The organism is Microbacterium pasadenense, assembly GCF_047246565.1.
Classification (GTDB): Bacteria; Actinomycetota; Actinomycetes; order Actinomycetales; family Microbacteriaceae; genus Microbacterium.
The window spans coordinates 1,103,364-1,119,225 of sequence record NZ_JBFOKN010000001.1 but is presented as its reverse complement, the minus strand read 5'-3'; the positions used below and the strand labels follow the sequence as shown (position 1 = coordinate 1,119,225).

13 protein-coding genes and 1 pseudogene are annotated in these 15,862 nt (G+C 69.5%); 7 read left to right on the top strand and 7 right to left on the bottom strand.

What is annotated here, in order from left to right; genetic code table 11:
• Window positions 1–79 precede the first annotated feature (79 nt).
• The 5 genes from AB3M83_RS05330 to AB3M83_RS05310 are packed head-to-tail and all read left to right on the top strand — an operon-like array spanning window position 80 to window position 6,026.
• A complete protein-coding gene (locus tag AB3M83_RS05330; RefSeq protein WP_412945698.1) occupies window positions 80–904 on the top strand; it encodes an ABC transporter ATP-binding protein in 825 nt (274 codons plus the stop codon).
• Window positions 901–1,710, top strand: a complete 810-nt coding sequence (locus AB3M83_RS05325) for an ABC transporter ATP-binding protein (RefSeq protein WP_412945696.1) — start codon at window positions 901–903, stop codon at window positions 1,708–1,710. The genes AB3M83_RS05330 and AB3M83_RS05325 overlap by 4 nt, the downstream gene beginning before the upstream one ends.
• Window positions 1,707–2,777, top strand: a complete 1,071-nt coding sequence (locus tag AB3M83_RS05320) for an ABC transporter permease (protein WP_412945695.1) — start codon at window positions 1,707–1,709, stop codon at window positions 2,775–2,777. The genes AB3M83_RS05325 and AB3M83_RS05320 overlap by 4 nt, the downstream gene beginning before the upstream one ends.
• Before the next feature lies 1 nt (window position 2,778).
• On the top strand, window positions 2,779–3,783 hold the full coding sequence (locus tag AB3M83_RS05315) for an ABC transporter permease (RefSeq protein WP_412945694.1): 1,005 nt from the start codon (window positions 2,779–2,781) through the stop codon (window positions 3,781–3,783).
• On the top strand, window positions 3,780–6,026 hold the full coding sequence (locus AB3M83_RS05310; protein ID WP_412945693.1) for an exo-beta-d-1,3/1,6-glucosidase: 2,247 nt from the start codon (window positions 3,780–3,782) through the stop codon (window positions 6,024–6,026). The genes AB3M83_RS05315 and AB3M83_RS05310 overlap by 4 nt, the downstream gene beginning before the upstream one ends.
• A gap of 47 nt (window positions 6,027–6,073) precedes the next feature.
• Here AB3M83_RS05310 and AB3M83_RS05305 read toward each other — a convergent pair whose 3' ends face one another.
• From AB3M83_RS05305 to AB3M83_RS05295, 3 genes are all read right to left on the bottom strand, one after another.
• Window positions 6,074–6,964: a carbohydrate ABC transporter permease gene (locus AB3M83_RS05305; RefSeq protein WP_412945692.1), complete on the bottom strand. Its 891-nt coding sequence runs from the start codon at window positions 6,962–6,964 to the stop codon at window positions 6,074–6,076.
• A gap of 1 nt (window position 6,965) precedes the next feature.
• Window positions 6,966–7,820 (bottom strand): carbohydrate ABC transporter permease, encoded by an 855-nt coding sequence (locus AB3M83_RS05300; RefSeq protein WP_412945691.1) that lies wholly within the window; start codon window positions 7,818–7,820, stop codon window positions 6,966–6,968.
• Between the two features lie 77 nt (window positions 7,821–7,897).
• The gene (locus tag AB3M83_RS05295; protein WP_412945984.1) at window positions 7,898–9,184 is read right to left on the bottom strand and encodes an extracellular solute-binding protein; all 1,287 of its coding nucleotides are present in this window, start codon (window positions 9,182–9,184) and stop codon (window positions 7,898–7,900) included.
• Window positions 9,185–9,306: 122 nt separating this feature from the next.
• On the opposite strand from AB3M83_RS05295, the gene AB3M83_RS05290 reads away from it, so the two are divergent.
• Window positions 9,307–9,993, top strand: a complete 687-nt coding sequence (locus AB3M83_RS05290) for a TetR/AcrR family transcriptional regulator (RefSeq protein WP_412945690.1) — start codon at window positions 9,307–9,309, stop codon at window positions 9,991–9,993.
• A 74-nt stretch (window positions 9,994–10,067) separates the two neighbouring features.
• Window positions 10,068–10,790 carry a DedA family protein gene (locus tag AB3M83_RS05285; RefSeq protein WP_412945689.1) on the top strand — a complete coding sequence of 241 codons (723 nt, stop codon included), beginning with the start codon at window positions 10,068–10,070 and terminating at the stop codon, window positions 10,788–10,790.
• Here AB3M83_RS05285 and AB3M83_RS05280 read toward each other — a convergent pair.
• From AB3M83_RS05280 to AB3M83_RS05265, 4 genes and pseudogenes are all read right to left on the bottom strand, one after another.
• A pseudogene (locus tag AB3M83_RS05280) lies at window positions 10,775–11,422 on the bottom strand (alpha/beta fold hydrolase); the annotation flags it as partial. The gene AB3M83_RS05285 and the pseudogene AB3M83_RS05280 sit on opposite strands and share 16 nt — an antisense overlap.
• Window positions 11,423–11,464: 42 nt before the next feature.
• Window positions 11,465–12,361, bottom strand: a complete 897-nt coding sequence (locus AB3M83_RS05275) for an SDR family oxidoreductase (protein WP_412945687.1) — start codon at window positions 12,359–12,361, stop codon at window positions 11,465–11,467.
• A gap of 33 nt (window positions 12,362–12,394) precedes the next feature.
• Window positions 12,395–14,185: a glycoside hydrolase family 15 protein gene (locus AB3M83_RS05270; RefSeq protein ID WP_412945983.1), complete on the bottom strand. Its 1,791-nt coding sequence runs from the start codon at window positions 14,183–14,185 to the stop codon at window positions 12,395–12,397.
• Between the two features lie 115 nt (window positions 14,186–14,300).
• On the bottom strand, window positions 14,301–15,809 hold the full coding sequence (locus AB3M83_RS05265; protein WP_412945685.1) for a SulP family inorganic anion transporter: 1,509 nt from the start codon (window positions 15,807–15,809) through the stop codon (window positions 14,301–14,303).
• Between the last annotated feature and the right edge of the window lie 53 nt (window positions 15,810–15,862).

Sequence of the window (15,862 nt, the reverse complement as noted above, 5' to 3'; positions counted from 1 at the left end):
GCGGGGCGGATGCCACGCGGCATCCGCCCCGCCTCGTCCTGCCCGAGTACCCCGCGCGCCCAGAAAGCGAGATCCTCCTATGCGCGATTCGCTGCTCTCCGTGCATGACTTCTCCGTCGTGTACGACGTCGACCCCCCCGTCGCAGCCGTCAAGAACGTCAGTCTCGAGCTCCGCCGCGGCGAGATCCTCGGCCTCGCCGGCGAAAGCGGCTGCGGCAAGACCACCCTCGCCTACGGCGTTCAGCGCTTGTTGAAGGCCCCCGCCGTGATCTCGAGCGGATCCGTCGTCTTCCGCGACGCCTCGGGCGAGAACATCGACATCAATTCCCTCGACGTCGACCAGATGCGACGGTTCCGCTGGGACAAGATCTCCATGGTCTTCCAGGGGGCGATGAACGCCCTCAACCCGGTCGCGACCATCGGGTCGCAGCTCGAGGACGTCTTCGAGATCCACCGACCCTCGATGACGCGCCCCGAGCGACGGGAGGCTGTCGTCGAGCTTCTCGAGATCGTCAAGGTCGGCGCCTCGCGCATCCGCTCGTTCCCGCACGAGCTGTCCGGTGGCATGCGCCAGCGCGTCATGATCGCGATGGCGCTGGCCCTGCGTCCACAGCTCATGATCATGGACGAGCCCACGACCGCGCTCGACGTCCTCGTCCAGCGCGAGATCCTCAAGCAGATCTCGCAGCTGCGTCACGAGTTCGGATTCTCGGTGATCTTCATCACCCACGACCTCCCGCTGCTGCTCGAGATCAGCGACCGGATCGCCATCATGCGCGAGGGCGAGATCGTCGAACTCGACACGGCAGAGCGCATCTGGAGCGCTCCCCAGAACGAGTACACCCGGACGCTCCTCTCGTCCTTCCCGCGCCTCACCGGCGAAAGGGGGGTGGTCGCGCGATGACCACACTCGAGTTCGAAGGCGTCACCAAGATCTACAACGTCCGCGGCGCCGGCCAGATGAAAGCCCTCGACAACGTCACCTTCACCCTCACCTCGGGCCGGACGATCGGTCTGGTCGGACAGTCCGGCAGCGGCAAGTCGACGATCGCGAAGATCCTGACGCAGCTCGAGACGCCCACCAGCGGCGCGGTGCGCCTCGACGGCATGCCCATCCCCCGCCGAGGCCGAGCGCTGCGCACGTACCGGCAGCAGCTCCGGATGGTCTTCCAGGACCCGTTCGCCTCTCTCAACCCCTACCACTCCATCCGCCACCACCTCGAACGCCCCCTGCGCCTCGATGGCGTCGTCCCGAAGGGCGAGGTCGACGCTGAGGTGCGTCGGCTGCTGGAGCGCGTGCGGCTGGAGCCCGAGGCCATCGTCGATCGCCGCCCGCACGAACTTTCTGGCGGGCAACGACAGCGGGTCGCCATCGCCCGAGCGCTCGCCTCGCGCCCACGCCTGCTGGTCGCCGACGAACCGGTTTCGATGCTCGACGTCTCCATCCGAATGGGCGTACTCAACCTGCTCGCCGACCTGCAGCGCGAGGAGGGCCTCGGGGTGCTCTACATCACCCATGATCTGGCGACCGCCCGGCACTTCAGCGACGAGATCCTGGTCCTCAACCAGGGCCGCATCGTCGAGAGCGGAACAGCGGATGACGTCATCCTCCGCCCGCGTAACCCCTACACGCAGGAACTTCGGGCGGCATCCCCCGATCCGGAGCGACACTTCGCCTCGGCGCCCGGCATCTCAGGAGGCGCACGATGACCGCCGTCGAACCCTCGCTGCCGGTGGACGCCCTCGACGCCGGCACGACCGCGACGACCGCCGTCAGGGGCCGCTCACGCGTACCGTGGCGCTTCCTCGGCGGACGAGCCGCGTTCTACCTGTTCACTCTGTGGGCGGCGATCACGATCAACTTCTTCCTGCCTCGGTTCATGAAGGGCGACGCGGTCGACCAGTACCTCGCCCGCAATCGCAACGTCAGCCCCGAGGCCGCGGACGCCCTCCGCGTCCTGCTGGGCATCGACACCGACCGCTCTCTGTTCCAGCAGTACCTCGATTACTGGGGATTGCTGCTGCGCGGAGACCTCGGCGTCTCGCTCCTGCACGGCCTTCGGCCGGTGACCGAGGTGATCGCGCAGGCGCTGCCGTGGACGATCGGCTTGGTCGGATTCGCGACGATCGTCTCGTTCCTCATCGGGACCATCGGCGGGGCGATCGTCGGCTGGCGCCGCGGCAGCCGCGCCGATGCGCTGATCCCGCTCACGACGTTCCTGAGCACGATCCCCTACTTCTGGCTCGGCCTCCTCGCGATCGCGCTGTTCTCGGTGAACCTCGGGTGGTTCCCGATCGGCAAGGCCTACGGCGTCGGCATGTCCCCCGAGTTCTCCGCCGAGTTCATCGGCCAGGTGGTCCACCACGGCACGCTGCCGGCCGTGACCATCATCATCGCCTCGCTCGGCGGCTGGATGCTCGGCATGCGCAACATGATGCTGACCGTGCTCGACGAGGACTACGTGACGGTCGCGCAGGCGAAGGGCATGCCCAATTCGCGGGTGCTCTGGCGTTACGCCGCCCGGAACGCCGTCCTCCCGCAGATCCAGAGCTTCGCCCTGTCGATCGGGTTCATCGTCGGCGGCACGATCGTGATGGAGATGGTCTTCAGCTATCCGGGCGTCGGCAAGCTGCTGCTGGATGCCACGAACGCGAAGGACTACGCGCTCATGCAGGGCGTCTTCCTCGTGATCACTCTGTCGGTCCTCGTCGCCAACATCCTGGCCGACGTGGCCTACGCGTTCCTCGACCCCCGCACACGCCAGACGGAGGCCTGACATGACCGCCACAGCCACCATCCGCATGGCCCGCCCCACCGACCCGACACCCGTGACGCTCCGGTCCAGGCTGGGTTCCGCCTTCGCGATGTTCCGGAATGCAAAGTCGATAACCGGCCTGGCCATCCTCGGCTTCTTCGTCCTCGTCGCGATCTTCGCCGATGTCCTCGCGCCGTACTCGCCGACGAAGGTCGACAACACCGCACGATTCCAGCCGCCCTCCGCGGCCCACTGGCTCGGCACGACCCACATCGGCGAGGACGTCCTCAGCCAGGTGATCCACGGCACCCGTGGAGTCATCGTCGTCGGGTTCCTCGCGGCGATCATCGCCACGATCATCGCGATCGTCGTGGGCGTCGTCTCGGGCTACCTGCGAGGCTGGCGCAGCGAGAGCCTGTCCGCCCTCACGAACGTGTTCCTGGTCATCCCGGGGCTCCCCCTCATCATCATCGTCGCCTCGATGGTCGAGGACGCCCCGCTCGTGCTGATCGCCGCCGTTCTCGGCCTCACGGGGTGGGCGTGGGGCGCGCGCGTGCTGCGCGCCCAGACCATGTCGCTCCGTAACCGCGACTTCATCCAGGCGGCGAGGGCGAACGGCGAGCCGCTCAGCCGGATCATCGCCGTCGAGATGCTGCCGAACCTGATGGCCCTGATCGCCGCAAGCTTCGTCGGCACCGTGACCGCCGCCATCCTCGGGCTCACGACCCTGTCGTACATCGGCGTGATTCCGGTGGACACGTACAACTGGGGCACCATCCTCAACTGGGCGAGCGCGCAGGGCGCGTTCCGCCAGAACCAGTGGTGGTGGTATCTGCCTCCGGGGCTCTGCATCGCCGCCATCGGCGTCGCGCTGTCGCTCATCAACTTCGGCATCGACGAGTACGTCAACCCGCGCCTGCGCTCCGCCGGCGAGCGCGCCCGCGCCATGAAGAAGAAGGGGCTCGACGTCAACGACGCCGTCACCGCCGTCCGTACGCCCGCGACCTCCGAGGAGAGCACCGCATGACCGTCGTCGACCTGTCGACCGCCCCCTATCTCGATCCCGCCCGGTCGGTCGACGAGCGCGTCGCCGACCTGCTTGGCCGCATGACGCTGCCCGAGAAGGTCGGACAGATGATGCAGTCCGACGCGCGGGAGGATCTCGACGACATCGTCCTGCGGCGGCATGCCGGTTCGATCCTGCACGCATCCCCGGCGAAGGTGCTGCACGCCGCAGCACTCACCGCGCAGACCCGGCTGAGGATCCCGCTCCTCGTCGCCGAGGACTGCATCCACGGTCACTCGTTCTGGGAGGGCGCGACGATCTTCCCGACCCAGCTCGGCCTGGCAGCGACCTGGGATGCGGAGTTGGCCGAGCACGTCGCCCGCGCGACGGCTGCGGAAGTCGCCGCCACCGGCATCCACTGGACCTTCTCACCGGTGCTGTGCATCGCCCGCGACCTCCGCTGGGGCCGCGTGGGAGAGACCTTCGGCGAGGACCCGTTCCTCATCGGCGAGCTTGCCTCGGCGATGGTGCGGGGATACCAGGGCCGCGGGCTGGACGACCCCAACGCGATCCTCGCCACCGCGAAGCACTTCGCCGGCTACTCCGAGACCCAGGGCGGACGGGACGCGAGCGAAGCCGACATCTCGCGCCGCAAGCTCCGCTCCTGGTTCCTTCCCCCGTTCGAGCGCGTCGCGCGCGAGGGATGCCGCACGTTCATGCTCGGATACCAGACCACCGACGGCGTACCGATCACCGTCAACGACTGGTTGCTCAGCGACGTCCTCCGCGGCGAGTGGGGCTACACCGGCACGCTCATCACCGACTGGGACAACATCGGGCGCATGGTGTGGGAGCAGAAAGTTCAGCCCGACTACGCGCACGCTGCGGCGGCAGCCGTCAAGGCGGGCAACGACATGGTGATGACCACCCCTGGCTTCTTCCAGGGTGCGCTCGACGCCGTGTCGGCGGGCCTGCTGGCGGAGTCGGACATCGACCGGGCGGTCTCGCGCGTCCTGTCGCTGAAGTTCCGGTTCGGCCTGTTCGAGGATCCCCAACTGCCCGACGCCGAACGCATCTCCTCGGTCATCGCGTCGCCGGAGCACACCGAGCTGAACCTCGAGGTGGCACGACGCTCGCTCGTCCTGCTCCGCAACGACGGGACGCTGCCCCTGGCGCCGTCCACCCGGCGCGTCGCGGTCGTCGGTCCGCTCGCGGACGATGCGCAGACGCAGCTCGGCGACTGGGCCGGCTCATCCGGGCAGGTCGACTGGATGCCGAACGGCCACCCGCGCGACCAGATCACCACCGTGCTCGACGGACTCAATGCGCACGCACCGGCGGAGTGGACCATCGCGCATGCCGTCGGCGCCGGAATCCTCCACCTCACCGACGACCCGGCCGGTCTCTTCCCGGACGGGCAGCCCCGCCCGCCGATCGTCCTGCCGCAGGAGCCGGATGCCGCGCTGATCGCCGACGCTGTGGCGCTGGCGGAGCGGTCGGATGTCGTGGTCGCCGTCGTCGGCGACCGCATCGAACTGGTCGGCGAGGGCCGCTCGACTGCAACCCTCGAGCTCATCGGCGGGCAACGGGCGCTACTCGAGGCGCTCGCGACGACCGGGACACCGCTCGTGATCGTGCTGATGGCGTCGAAGCCGCTCATCCTGCCCGATGCGGTCCGTGATGCGTCGGTCGTCTGGGTGGCCAATCCCGGCATGCAGGGCGGTCGTGCGATCGCGGAGCTGCTCATCGGCGCCATCGAGCCGACCGGCCGCCTGCCGATTTCGTTCGCGCGGCACGCCGGGCAACAGCCGACCTATTACAACCAGATCCGGGGCCAGCATGGCGACCGGTATGCAGACCTGACGCAGAGCCCCGCCTTCGCGTTCGGTGAAGGGCTGTCGTTCTCGACCGTCTCGTACGGCGACGTCACGGTGTCGACGCCGGTCGTCGCCGCAGACGGCACGGTCCGCGCGTCCGTGACCCTGCACAACACGGGGCCCCGGCCCGCGCACGAGATCGTCCAGGTCTACGTGCGCGATCGGGTGACCTCCGTGAGCTGGGCGGACAAGGAACTGAAGGCATACCGCCATGTCGACCTTGCTCCCGGCGAGTCCACAGCGGTGGAGATCTCGATGTCCGCAGCGGATTGCACCATCGTGGACGCCGCAGGTCAGCGCATCGTCGAGCCCGGAACCTTCGAGCTGCTCATCGGCTCGTCCTCACGGGACGACGCGCTCTCGGCGGTGGAGTTCGAGATCCGCTGAACAGCCGGCGGCGGGGCGGATGCCGTGATGTCACCCGCCCCGCCGTCTCACTTCAGCCCCGTCATCGTGATGCCCTGCACGAAGTACCGCTGCAGGAACAGGAAGAGCACCAGGATCGGCGTCACGACCAGCACCGACCCGGCCATCAGCAGCCCGTAGTACGTGCCGTTCGACCCGACCGAGTACAGCGACAGGGCGACGGGCAGCGTGTACATCTGCTCCGTCTGCGCCACGACCAGCGGCCACAGGAAGTTGTTCCACGATCCGAGGAAGGTCAGGATCGCCAGCGTCGCGATCGGCGGACCGCACTGCGGCAGCACGACGCGCAGGAAGATGCGCCACTCCCCCGCCCCGTCGATCCGAGCCGCCTCGATCAGCGCATCCGGCACGCCCATGATGAACTGCCGCATCAGGAAGACGCCGAGCGGGCCCGCCAGGAACGGCAGGATCAGCGCGGGATACGTGTTCACGAGCCCCATGTTCGCCACCAGGACGAACATCGGCACCAGCGTCACCACCCCCGGCACCATCAGCGTCAGCAGCACGAGGCTGAACAGCACCTTCTTCCCCGGGAACTCCAGCTTCGCCAGCGCATACGCCACCATCGAGCAGAACACGATGTTCCCGACGACCACCACGAGCGCCACGACCACCGAGTTGACGAAGAACTGGCCGTAGTCGAGCTGCGTCAGCCATCGCGAGTAGTTGTCGAGCGTCGCCTGCTCCGGCCACCACGTGATCGGCCGCTGGAGCAGCTCGCCCTGCGTCTTGAAGCTGCCGAGGAGCATCCAGAGGAACGGCATCAGCGTCACGATCAGTCCGATCGTCAGCGCGAGATAGGTCGCCCCCCGTGACCAGCTCACCGGCCGCCGGCGGCGCCGCGGCGCGGCATCCGTCAGCGCCGAGGCGTCGGGTTCGGTCACGGTCGTCAGAGCCATATCAGTTGTCCTTCGAACGCAGCAGCCGGAACTGCACCGCCGACAGCGCCGCGATGAACGCGAACAGCACGTACGCGGCAGCGGATGCCAGGGAGTAGTCGCCGTAGCCGAACTGGTTGTAGACGTAGTAGCTGATCGTCAGGGTCGAGTTCAGCGGCCCGCCCTGCGTCATCACGAACGGCTCCTCGAACACCTGCAGGAACCCCACCGACAGCAGGACCGCGCCGAGCAGCAGCGTCGGTCGCATCAGCGGCAGCGTCATGCTCGTGAACCGACGCCACGCGCTCGCGCCGTCGACCTCCGCCGCCTCGTACACGTCCCGCGGGATCGCCTGCAGCCCCGCGAGGAAGATGATCATCAGCGTGCCCATGTTGCGCCACGCGCCCATCGCGATGATCGACGGCATCGCCCAGAACGGGTCGTTCAGCCAGTCCGGACCGTCGACGCCGAACCACGCGAGCACCGTGTTCGCGAGGCCGGAGTCCTGCAGGATGAACCGCCACACGACCGCCACCGCGACGATCGACGTCACGACCGGCGTGTAGTACCCGACCCGGAACACGGCCCGGAACCGGTCGATCCCCGCGTTCAGCGCGACCGCCAGCAGCAGGCCCAGCGCCATCGTCAGCGGAATGCCGACCCCGACGAAGTAGAACGTGTTGACGATCGACTTCACGAACAGCTCGTCCTGGAACAGGACCACGAAGTTCTCGAAGCCGATCACGTTCACCGAGAACGGCGAGCGCAGATCCCGCACACCGAGATCGGTGAACGACATCGCGAACGATCCGAGCAGCGGTCCCAGCATGAAGACCGCGAAGATCGCGAGGAACGGCAGCGCAAACAGCCATGCCACGACCGCCGTGCGGCGCCGCTGGGCGGCGAAACCACCTCGCCGCCCAGCCGCGCCCGTCGCTGCGAGCGCCACGGTGGTTACCAGCCCGTGCCGAGCGACTCGGCCTCGGCCACGATGGCGGATGCCGACTCCGCTGCGCTGCTGCCGTTCGCGACCTTCTCGGCCTCGGTCTCGATGAACGCGGACATCTCGTTCCAGCTCGGCACCGACGGCGGCGCGACGGTGTCGTCGAGCTGCTCGTTGAGCACGGTGAGCCGCGGGTCGGACGTGAACGGCTCCGATTCGAGCGCCGACGTCACCGCGGGCAGCGCGTTCACCGTCTCGAACCAGGACTGCTGGGTCTCCGGCTCGGACAGCCAGCGGATGAGCTTCCACGCGCCGTCGGCGTTCTCGGCATCCGCGAACACACCGAGGTGGCCACCGCCGAGGTACGAGTCGTTGCCGTCGGCGCCGGCCGGCACGGGAGCCGTGCCGACGTTCTGCTCGACCCACTCCGGCGACTCCTGGTCACCCAGGACCCCGACCATCCACGGACCGGAGATGAACGACGGGTTCGATCCGTCGGCGAACGCCGCGGTCTGCGCATCGCCGTAGCCCGACATGGGAGCCAGGCCGTCGATGAAGAACGACGCGTAGTAGTCGAGCGCCTCGGTGAGCGCCGCCTCGTCCCACTCGTACGCGGTGCCGTCGTCGTTCAGCACGTCGCCGCCCGCCTGCGCGTAGAACGGCAGGATGACCTGCGTGGAGTCCTCCGCGTCCCCCATGGGGAGCTGGATGCCGTAGTCGGCGCCGTTCTGCGTCATCGCCTCGCCGAACGCCGTCAGCTCCTCCCACGACGTGGGCGCCTGCACGCCCGCCTCTTCGGCGAGATCGGTCCGGTAGTACATGACGCGCGTCTCGACGTACCACGGCACGGCGTACGCGGTGCCCTCGACCTCGGTCGACTCGAGCGCCGTCTCGTTGAACGCATCGTCGTCGACGAGGTCGTCCGGCACCTGCGCCAAGCCGCCCGCAGCGACCATGGAGGGCAGCAGCGACGAGCCGATCATGATCGCATCGGGGACCGTGCCCGCGGCGACCGCGGTCTGGTACTTCGTCATGACGTCCGCCCAGGGGATGGACGTGACCGTCACGCTCGCGTCGGGGTTCTCCTCGACGAAGGCGTCGGCGAAGTCCCCGAGGTTCTCGCCCTCCTCGCCCATCGCCCACACGGTGATCTCGCCGGTCGCGGCCGCGTCGTCGACCGTCGCCGCGTCCCCGCCGTTCCCGCCGGTCTCCGGCTCCTCATCCGACCGTCCGCACCCGGCGAGAGTCAGCACGCCGACAAGTCCGATCGCGCCGAACGCGAGTGCTCGATTCCGCATCTTCACGGTTCCTCCTCGTTGAGTCTTGACCGCGCAGCAGAAGCGTGAAAGAAACTTAGCAACTGCTCGCTTAGTTTGTTGAGCATAAACTGACGAGTCCACCCCCGCAAGAGAGCAGGCGTATGAGCGACGAAGCCACCCGCCCGACGGACGCCGATCGTGACGGGACAGGCGACGTGCGGACCGACGGTCGCCGGGTACGCGGCGACAAGCGGCGGACGACGATCCTGTCGACCGCGATCGAGGTGTTCGGCGAGCAGGGGTACCGGGGCACGTCGCTCCGGGAGATCGCCCGCCGGGTCGGGATCTCGGATGCCGGTCTGCTGCACCACTTCGGCTCCAAGATGGGCCTCCTCGCGGCGACGATCGCCCAGCGCGACGAGATGGACCGCGCGCGGCGCGAGGACGAGGAGGCCGCCGGAGCCACCTTCGTCGACACGATGCGCGAGCAGGTGGCGCGCAACACCCGCTCCCCCGGCCTCGTCGCCCTGCACGTCGTGCTCTCCGCGGAGGCGACCGACCCGCAGCATCCCGCGCACGAGTCCTTCCGCGAGCGCTACCGGCAGATCCGGCACCAGGACGACGAGTCCTTCGCACGACTGCAGGCGGCCGGCGAGCTGCGACGCGACGTCGATCCCCGCCGCGTCGGTCAGCTGGTGACGGCGATGATGGACGGCCTGCAGCTGCAGTGGCTCCTCGATCCGGAGGCCGTCGACATGGAAGGCCTCTTCGAGGACTTCCTGCACCTGCTGGAGATCCCGCCGCGCGACGCCGCCGACACGGACGGAGAAACCCGGCAGACGCCGTGACCTCACTCCAGCGGATGATGCGGACGATACTTTCGGCCGATGTCCCGCGACGGTCGCCTTCGTAACGTCGAAGGATGGACGCGATCAACGACTTCATCCTGCAGGCCGCCGCGTCGCCGTGGCTCCTGCTCGTCATGTTCGTCGTCGCCGTCCTGGACGGTCTCTTCCCGCCCGTTCCCAGTGAGACGGTCCTGGTCGCCGCAGCCGCCGCGGCCGCCGCGACCGGCGACTACTCCGGCATCGCGCTGCTGTGCCTCGCCGGTTCGGCCGGCGCCGTGATCGGCGACAACCTCGCCTACGCCGCCGGACGCCGCGTCGGTGTCACGCGATTCGCCTGGATGCGCGGCGTGCGGGTCTCCGCCGCCTTCGACCGCGCCCACAGCGCGCTCCGACGTCGCGGCGCGCCGCTCATCCTCGGCGCCCGCTACATCCCGGTCGGCCGGGTCGCCGTGAACCTCTCCGCCGGGGCACTCCGCTACCCGTGGCGTCGATTCCTGCCGCTCTCCCTGGTCGCGGCGGTGACCTGGTCGATCTACACGGCGCTCATCGGGTCGCTCGCCGGGCACGTGGTGAAGGGCCAGCCGCTGCTGGGCGTCGCGATCGGCATCGGCGTCGCCCTCGCGGTCGGCGTCGCGATCGACCTGCTCGCCGGCGGGCGGCGCCGTCACGCGCCGGTCGAACCCGCCCGCTCGACGCGGTCCAGCCAGTCCCCCATCAGCGTCGCCACCATCTCGGGACGCTCGTGCGGCAGCGCGTGGCCGGCGTCGTCGATCACCGCGACCGTGGAGGCCGGATAGACGCCCGCCAGCTCGAGCGCCGCACGGAACCCGACCGTCGAGTCGCGCCGCCCCGCCACGATCAGCGTCGGCGCGTCGAAGACCGGAGCGTCGGCCAGCGGCAGCTCCCACCGCGCGCCGATCCGCTCCATGGCGGGCTCGTCGATCAGCGCCGCCGCCGGCGCCACGACCCGCTCGTACCGCTCGAGCATCGCCTGCGTCTGCACCACGAAGTAGTTCCGGAACCCGTCGTCGCCGAGGTCGCCCGCACCCTCGACGATCCGGTGCACCGGGATGTCGTGCGCCTCCGGTGACAGCGGACAGAACAGCGCGAGTCCCGCGAAGCGCTCCGGATGCCGCGCCGCCATCCCCCGCGCGAGGTACGCCCCCGCCGAGTGCCCGACGAGCAGCGGCCGCTCTCCCGCCGCGACCTCGGCCGCGAACGCCAGCAGCATCGCCACCACGTCCGCCGCGCTGCGGACATCGCCGGGCGCGGGAGTGTCCCCCGCGCCCGGCAGATCCGGATAGATGCGCCGCCAGCCCGGGCGGCCGACGAACGCGCCCTCGAAGCACGCCTCGGCCTCCCGATGGTCCACTCCGCCGCCGTGCAGGATCAGCACGGGGCGGCCCGATCCGTGCTGGGCGGCTCGCATGATCACATCCTGGCCCGGCCGGCCGGCGCGCGCATCAGGCGGTCACGGCGTCGGCATCCCGCCGTTCACGTTCAGCGTCTCGCCGATGACGTAGCTCGACTCGGGGGACGCCAGGAACACGTAGGCGGGGGCGAGCTCCGCCGGCTGGCCCATGCGGCCGAGCGGGGTGTCCTCGCCGAACTGCGCCACCTTCTCCTGGGGCTGGCCGTCCGACACCTGCAGCGGCGTCCAGATCGGTCCCGGTGCGACCGCGTTCACGCGGATGCCCTTCGGAGCCAGCTGCTGCGCGAGCGCCTTCGTGAAGGCGTTGATCGTCGCCTTCGTCGACGCGTAGTCGACCAGGATGTCCGACGGCGAGTACGCCTGGATGGACGTCGTGTTGATGATCGTCGCACCACCGGGGAGGTGAGGCACGGCTGCCTTCGTGATCCAGAACATCGCGTCGACGTTGGTCGCGAACGTGTCGGCGAACTGCTGGTCCTCGAGCGTCGTGATGTCCTCGTTGAAGACCTGCTTGCCGCCGTTGTTGACGAGGATGTCGAGACCGCCGAGCCCGTCGACGGTGCGCGCGACCAGGTCGCGGCAGTAGTCCTTGTCGCGGAGGTCGCCGGGCAGCGTGAGGACGGTCACGCCCGCATCCTGCAGGATGCCCGCGATGCGCGACGCGTCCTTCTCCTCCTCGGGGAGGTACGACATCGCGACGTCGGCTCCTTCCCGCGCGAACGCGATCGCGGTCGCTGCACCGATGCCGGAGTCGGCGCCGGTGATCAGCGCCTTCCGGCCCTGCAGGCGCCCCGTCCCGCGGTACGACTCCTCCCCGAGGTCGGCCTTCGGGGTCAGCTCGGCGTCGAGCCCCGGCTCGGGCTGGTGGCCCTTCTGCGGCTCGATGTCGGAATACAGCTCGGCGGGGTTCGTGAACGTGTACTGGTCGCGTGCCATGGTTCTCTCTTTCACTAGCGGTCGGTCGGTCGGTCAGGTCCGGTCGGCACCGTCGCCGACGAGGTCTCGGATCAGCAGCGCCGCGCGGATCAGCGCCAGGTGGCTCAGCGCCTGCGGCAGGTTCCCCCGGAACGACCCGTCCGAGGGGTCGATCATCTCGGCGTACATCCCCACGTCGTTGCCCGCGTCGACGACGCCGTGCATCGCGGCGACGCCCTCGTCGTGCCGGCCCACGCAGACGAGCGCCGCGGCGCGCCAGAAGCTGCAGGCGACGAAGGTCGCCTCCTCCTCGCGCATGCCGCTGTACCGGTACAGGTGCGGCCCCTCGCCGAGTTCGGCGGTCAGCGCATCGATCGTCCGCGACATGCGCTCGCCACGGTCGAAGTCGCTGAACGCGTGGAGGAGGACGGATGCATCCAGGTCACGGCTGCCCTGCGCCATCACGTACGCGCCACGCGACTCCGACCAGCCGTGCTCGTCCACCCACGCCCGGATGCGCTCGGCTTCGTCGCGCCAGCGGCCCGCGCCTCCCGGGATCTGGCCGAGGTCCGCCAGGTGCACCGCGTCCCGCAGGGCCTGCCAGCATCCCATCTTCGACGACACGTAGTGCCGGATCTCGGGCAGCTCCCACATCCCGGAGTCGGGGTTGCGCCAGATGTCGCAGACCTTGTCGGCGAACATCGACAGCATCCGCCCGGTCTCGACATCGAGGACGTTCCCGGCGTCAACGTAGGCGCGGCAGATCGCGAACAGATCGCCGTACACGCCGAGCTGCAGCTGACCGTGGGCGGGGTTGCCGGTCACGACCGGCCCGATTCCGCGCCAGCCGGGGACGTCGTACGTCTGCGCACCCTCGTCGAGCCCGCCGTCGAGCGTGTACATGACGTGCAGGTCGGGCCCGTTCGCCCGGATCGTGCGCAGCAGCCACGAGATGGCGGCGTGCGTCTCCTCGCGGAGGCCGAACCAGATGAGCGACTCGACGGTGTAGGCGAGGTCGCGCACCCAGGCCAGCCGGTAGTCCCAGTTCTTGCCGCCGTCGAGGCTCTCGGGCAGCGACGTCGTCGCGGCCGCCGCGATCGATCCGGTCGGGCTGTGGATCAGCAGCTTGAGGATGAGAGCGCTCCGCTGCACCTCCGCGGCCCACGGCCCGTCGTAGGAGAACTCGCGCGACCAGACCCGCCACGCGTCGATCGTGCGGTCGATGCCGCGGTCGACGTTGTCGGGATCGGGCAGATGCACCGGCTCGTCGTGCGTGCCCACCACGATCAGGAGGTGACGGCTGCCGGTGGAGGTCGTGAACGACCCGCGGATCGACGGGGTCAGACCGGCCTGGGTCCGCTTGCCGTCAGGACCGTGGTCCTTGCCCGTCACGCCGATCGTCGTCAGACCCGAGCGCATGATGCTGGCGCCGTGCTCGTCGTCGTGCCAGGGCGAGGCCGTCTTCAGCGACGTGCCCGGCTGCACCCGCCAGCGGAACTCGACGGCGCCGTCGACGCCGTCCACGCGGCGCGCGAGCTCGGCCCACGGCAGCCGACCCGCGACTCCCGTCACCAGCGCATCGGTCACGGTCGCCGTGCCGGTCTCGGTCGTGAACGTCGTCACGAGGACGTTCGTCCGCGAGCTGTAGCGCCGGCGCACGCGATACTCGCCGACCGGCTCGAGCTCGATGCAGCCACCCGCATCGTCGTCGAGCAGTCGGCCGAAGATCGGCACGTCGTCGACGCCCGGCAGCGGCATCCAGTCGATCTGGCCCCGCAGCCCGATCAGGGCGACGGTCCGGCCGTCGCCGATGGCCGCGTAGTCGCGAAGGTCCTCGCCGGGCATCGGGGAGTCGGTCGAGCGGGGCACAGCCCGAGTCTTCCCGCCACCGGCGGAGGACGGATGCCGGTTGACAGCCTTCCGGCGATGTGATGAGGTGCCGCGCGCAGACCGAGAGCGGCTACTCCGCGCCGAGCCCGCCCGACAGCCGGCCGTGGAAGCGCGTCGTCTCGTCGTTCATGCCGACGAACCTCACCCGCTTGCCGTGCTGCGTGTACTTGGCCTCGATCGCATCGAGCGCCGCGACCGTCGAGGCATCCCACACGTGAGAGCGGGACAGGTCCACGACGACGTCCTCGGGGTCCTGCGCGTACGCGAACTGCGTCGTCAGGTCGTTGCTCGAGGCGAAGAACAGCGCGCCGTCGACGGCGTAGTGGGCCGTGCCGTCCTCGAGCCGGCGGGTGACCGAGGTGAAGTGCGCGACGCGGCGGGCGAAGAGGATCATCGCGGCGACGACGCCCGCGCCGACGCCGACCGCGAGGTTCGAGGTCCACACCGTCGCGGCGACCGTCAGCACCATCACGAGCGTCTCGCTGCGCGGCATCCGCTTCAGCGTCGACGGCCGGATGCTGTGCCAGTCGAAGGTCAGGATGCAGACGACGATCATGACGGCGACGAGCGCCGCCATCGGAATGGCCGCCACCACGTCGCCGAAGACGAGGACGAGCACGAGCAGGAAGACCCCTGCGAGGAACGTGGAGATGCGCGTGCGCGCACCGGAGGCCTTCACGTTGATCATCGTCTGGCCGATCATCGCGCAGCCGCCCATGCCGCCGAACAGCCCGGAGAGCATGTTCGCGACGCCCTGCCCCCACGCCTCACGCGTCTTGCGCGAGTGCGTGTCGGTGATCTCGTCGACGAGCTTCGCCGTCATGAGCGACTCGAGCAGGCCGACGACCGCCATCGCGGCCGCGAACGGGAGGATGATGCCGAGCGTCTCGCCGGTCAGCGGGACGTCCGGCAGGAGCAGGGACGGCAGGCTCTCGGGCAGTTCGCCCTGGTCGCCGACCGTCGGGACACCGAGTCCGAACACCACCGCCGCGCCGGTGATCAGCACGATCGTCACGAGCGGCGCCGGCACGACCTTCGTGAGCCGGGGCATCACGAGGAGGATCAGCAGACCCGCGGCGGTCAGCGGGTAGACCGCCCACGGCACGTCGATCAGGTGCGGCAGCTGGGCGATGAACACGAGGATCGCGAGCGCGTTCACGAACCCGACCATCACGCTCCGCGGGATGAACCGCATGAGCTTCGCCACACCGAGGACGGCGAGCACGACCTGCAGCAGCCCGCCGAGCATCACCGTCGCGATGAAGTAGTCGACGCCGTACTCGCGGGCCACGGGGGCGATGACGAGGGCCACCGCGCCCGTCGCGGCGGTGATCATCGCCGGCCGTCCGCCGAGGAACGAGATCGCCACCGCCATGACGAAGGAGGCGAACAGGCCCATCCGCGGGTCGACGCCCGCGATGATCGAGAACGCGATGGCCTCGGGGATCAGGGCGATCGCGACGACGAGACCCGCCAGGACCTCGCGCGTCAGCAGCCGCGGACGGCGCAGCGCCTGCCACACGGTCGGTTCGATGCGGTACCGGTCGGCGTCGTCGCGGCGGGGCGAAACAGCGGTCATGCGGGTCCTGTCGGGACGGAGCGGGATCTCGCGGCGCGCGCAACGGCGGAGAC